Origin of the sequence: Acinetobacter sp. YH01008 (assembly GCF_013420435.1) — a bacterium.
Classification (GTDB): Bacteria; Pseudomonadota; Gammaproteobacteria; order Pseudomonadales; family Moraxellaceae; genus Acinetobacter; species Acinetobacter pseudolwoffii.
The window spans coordinates 1-4,308 of the sequence record NZ_VOYD01000062.1; the positions used below are offsets into that span (position 1 = coordinate 1).

The 4,308-nt window shown below is 41.5% G+C and carries 2 protein-coding genes and 1 pseudogene; 1 reads left to right on the forward strand and 2 read right to left on the reverse strand.

Annotated elements, in window-relative coordinates; all coding sequences use genetic code 11:
- Positions 1-178: 178 nt before the first annotated feature.
- The gene (locus FTT75_RS15375; RefSeq protein WP_159138995.1) at positions 179-3,472 is read right to left on the reverse strand and encodes an EAL domain-containing protein; all 3,294 of its coding nucleotides are present in this window, start codon (positions 3,470-3,472) and stop codon (positions 179-181) included.
- Positions 3,473-3,564: 92 nt separating this feature from the next.
- Positions 3,565-3,921 (reverse strand): methyl-accepting chemotaxis protein, encoded by a 357-nt coding sequence (locus tag FTT75_RS15380; protein ID WP_216070820.1) that lies wholly within the window; start codon positions 3,919-3,921, stop codon positions 3,565-3,567.
- Here FTT75_RS15380 and FTT75_RS15385 point away from each other — a divergent pair.
- A pseudogene (locus FTT75_RS15385) lies at positions 3,905-4,180 on the forward strand (transposase); the annotation flags it as partial. The gene FTT75_RS15380 and the pseudogene FTT75_RS15385 overlap by 17 nt on opposite strands.
- Between the last annotated feature and the right edge of the window lie 128 nt (positions 4,181-4,308).

The following is a 4,308-nucleotide window of genomic DNA, read 5'->3' on the forward strand; positions in this document are numbered from 1 at the left end:
CGCGACTCATGAGTGCTCGGTTATATGCGGGCCAATTGGTTGTGCGGTAGATTTTGTGTGTAGGCTTCTTCATTTGAAAATTATATCGCTGAAAAAGCCTTTACAGATAGGTTTGTGCAACAAAGCCCCCATAAACTACTAAATTAAAACCCGCTTAATGTACCTTACTAATTATCTTTTAAAAATGCAGCTCTTCTATCCGACACGGTTTTCCGTATAAATAGCCTTGATAGGTGTGACACCCCATACTCTGCAATAACGCGCGCTGGGCTTCTGTTTCAACACCCTCAGCTATGACTTGCAGTTCCATTGAGTTGGCTAATGTTATAACTGCCTGAGCGATGGCCCTATCATTACTGCTATTGATAATATCTCGAACAAACCCTTGGTCAATTTTCAACTGATTTATAGGCAATTGTTTTAAGTAGGATAAGGATGAATAGCCTGTACCAAAATCATCGATTGAAAAAGTCACGCCGTGCTGCTGCAACTCTTTCATCTTAGCTTTAACATCAGGAATGTTATTTGCGAGCAACGTTTCCGTAATTTCCAGCTTTAGCAACTGTGGATTTGCACCTGAGGTTTTCAATGGATTTAAAACAGTCTGAACAAAATTATCTTTGCTAAATTGAACTACGCTTATGTTAACCGCAATGCTTAGGTGTTGTTTTTCGGATTCTAAAGACCATTTTGCCAGAGTGGCGCAAGCTTCCTCTAGCACCCACTCGCCAATCGGTACAATAAGACCTGTTTCCTCCGCTAATGGGATAAATTGCAGTGGCGACACCATGCCTTTTTCTGGGTGTATCCAGCGTAACAATACCTCAACACCAATACACTGCTTCAGGTGATTGACCTGTTTTTGATAGAAAAGTACAAATTGCTGGCTTTGTATTGCAGAGTATAAGTCGCTAATAATTGCTGCTCTTGAGCTTACTGCAACTTGCATTTGCGGGTCAAAAAACTGCACACCATTTCGGCCAGCATATTTAGCCTTGTACATAGCCATATCAGCTTGCTTTAACAAATCTTCTTTTGACAGATTTTCACTGTTAAAAAGTGTTACACCAATGCTTGCCGAACTATTGTAAGTTAGACCGTCAAGATTATATTCCCTTGTTAAATTACTCACGATTTTTTGTGCAAGTCTCTCAGCCTGGTTCGCTGCTAATGTTGGTTCATGACTTAAATCTGATGCCATAATAACAAACTCATCGCCGCCTAAACGCGCTACGGTATCACCTTGTCTCACTGAGTTGACAAGACGCTCAGCGACCTGACACAACAGCAAATCACCTTTATTATGACCAGCACTATCATTAAGGTTTTTAAAGTTATCTAAATCAAGAAAAAATAATGCTGAGAAGTTCCTTGTACGAACGCTATGATTTATAGCTCCCGTCAATCTGTCCAACAACAGACGTCGATTAGGTAGCAATGTTAATGGGTCATAAAATGCTAACTGGTGAATTTCATTTTCACGTTGTTTACGCTCAGTGATATCCCTGACAACACCGATAAAGTTAACTTCACCAGCCATTTGAACTTCAACTACACCAAGCTCGATTGGAAACATAGAACCATCTTTGCGCAAGGCCTCAAGCTCACGAATACGCCCAGTAATGTCACTGACACCACGTTCTATATAATTTGATAAGTAGCTATCGTGATGCTCTCGATGAGGTGACCCCATCAACATGCTAATATTTTTGCCAAGCGTTTCATCTTCCGTATAGCCGAAGATTTCCTGTGCGGCTTGGTTAAATGTCAGAATTTTACCACGACCATCAATAGTAATAATGCCATCAAGCAACCCTTCAACAACAGCTTCCATCTGCCTTGACTTATCACTAAGCGCTTTTTCTGCAATTATTTGGTCATTGATATCAAAGTGTGTACCCAATAACCATAGAGCTTTGCCATCATATGTCCTTGAAGAAATACGCCCTCTGGTGTTTATCCATTTCCATTCACCATTTTTGTGTTTCATACGAAGATTGGCTTCATATATGGGTATTAGGCCTGACATGTGCTTTTCAAGAATAGTTGCACAATAAGCCAGGTCATCAGGATGCGTTAGCCTTTCCCACGTGTATCTGTTTCCCGGTAATAACTCAGAAAGTGTGTAACCCAGTAATGCGGCCCATTCATCATTGATAATCAACTCGCCTGTTTGAATATTAAAATGCCATGTGCCTATATTGTTAGCGTCTATTACGGCCTTAAGTAAATTCTGACTGTTCCTTATGAGCTCTTCATCCTGTTTCTCTTTTGTAATATCTGTTTCAATTGCAATATAGCCGCTCAAACTACCACTTTCACTAAACAGCGGGTTACAAGCTATTCTCACCCAGTAGGAATTTTGCGCTTTTGAATAATTTACAACATCAACATTAAAGCCGTTCTGTTGAGCAAGCGCATCTCTCATTATTGCAACAGTGGCAGGATCAGTGTCGGGCCTTTGTAATAACTCCCCAGGCTTTTTACCCTGCATTTCTTCAATGCTATATCCTGTAAGAAAGGAGAAGGCTTCATTAATCCATATAATTCGACCTTTGACATCAGTTATTACCACACCATTGGTTGTCTGCCTTGCAACTTCAGAAAGGCGTCTTATTTCTGACTGCGCTTCAACTTGTGCAGAGGTATTACGAATGACCACTAATACTTCATTATCATCAATCTTTTTGTATCGGGCTTCGAACGATTGATTTGACTTTTCAAACGTGTAGTTATGATGAATCACATCGTTGTTACAAAAGGCTTGCTTGAGGCACTCTACGAGTTGATGACCTAGCTCATTGGGTAGTATCTCATGAACGGTACGCCCCAAAATCGCTTGTTGAGGTTTAAGTAAGTCAGGATGCTCTTTGCAAACCAAAAAACGAAAGTTTCGGTCAATAACAAATACCATATCAGGCAGTGTTGCCAGTATTGAGGTTGTTTTTGCCATGCCTTTTAAAAACTGCTCTTGAAGTCGAGCTTGATCTTCTTTGGCAATTTCATACTCAACCATGTCTGCAAATTCGCGCAGTTCTTGCTGCTCTTTTGCTGAAAAGTCTCTGGCCACGGAGTCAATGAGACATAGAGTGCCGATGGGTTGCCCACTTGTCTCTCGCAGCGGTGCACCCGCATAAAAACGAATATGCGGCGCGTGGGTTACTAAAGGATTTGACGAAAAGCGCTCATCTTTTGTTGCATCTGAAACAATTAAAATATCCTCATGCAATATCGCATGGCCACAAAATGAGATATCACGGCCTGTTTCACAAGCGTCAAGACCCACTTTAGATTTAAACCATTGCCGGTCACTATCCACCAAAGAGATAAGGCATATTGGCACTTTAAATACAGACGCTGCTAATCTTGTAATGCGGTCAAAGCGCTTCTCTGCTGGCGTATCCAGCAAATTAGTTCGCTGTAATGCAAGTAAACCAGCAGCTTCATCAACAGGGAATTCAGGTGCGTTCAAAACGTTACTCCAATAATTTGCTGCTTAATCGATTATTATCAATTGTACTGCAAGAATACACTGTTAAATGTTTTAGGCTTTCACTTGAAAGATTACCGCTTAAACCGTACTACCAGTTTATGAAGCTCATCAGCAATCTTGTTCAAATAAATAATCGTCTCTGAAAGCTGCATCGAGCTGTCATTACTTAAATCGGCAAGCGTTGAAATATTTACTATTTGCAGGTTAATGTCTTCAGTAACATGGGCTTGCTCTTCCACTGCTGCAGCCATTTGGGTCGACATAGAAGCGATTTGACCTATGGATTCTGAAATACCGCTTAACATTTTGCCGCTTTCAATAACATTAGAGAGTCCCTCTTCGGCATCAATAATAGCGCCTGCATCAGCGATTTTTACTGCATCACCTGCTCGATGAGTTAACTCGGTGACGATTGAGGTGGGCTGCATGGCACATGCACGTCGTAAATTTCATGAACTGCATGTGACCGGGAAAAGTCAGATCGCTGAACAGGCATTAGTGCTGATTCAGAAACTGTATGCCATAGAAGCAGAACTCAGGAAAAAGACCGATGGTACAGCAGAACATCGCCGCGAATATCGGCAAAAGCATAGTCAACCGGTGATGCAACAACTGTATGAATGGCTCAGCCAACATTATCTGACGGTGCCATCGAGTTCTCCAACTGCCAAGGCGATCAATTACAGCCGGCTTTGTTGCACAAACCTATCTGTAAAGGCTTTTTCAGCGATATAATTTTCAAATGAAGAAGCCTACACACAAAATCTACCGCACAACCAATTGGCCCGCATATAACCGAGCACTCATGAGTCGCG

Excerpts from the sequence above, each read along its gene's own strand:
- FTT75_RS15380 (WP_216070820.1), bottom strand. The coding sequence starts at position 3,921 with ATGCAGCCCACCTCAATCGTCACCGAGTTAACTCATCGAGCAGGTGAT.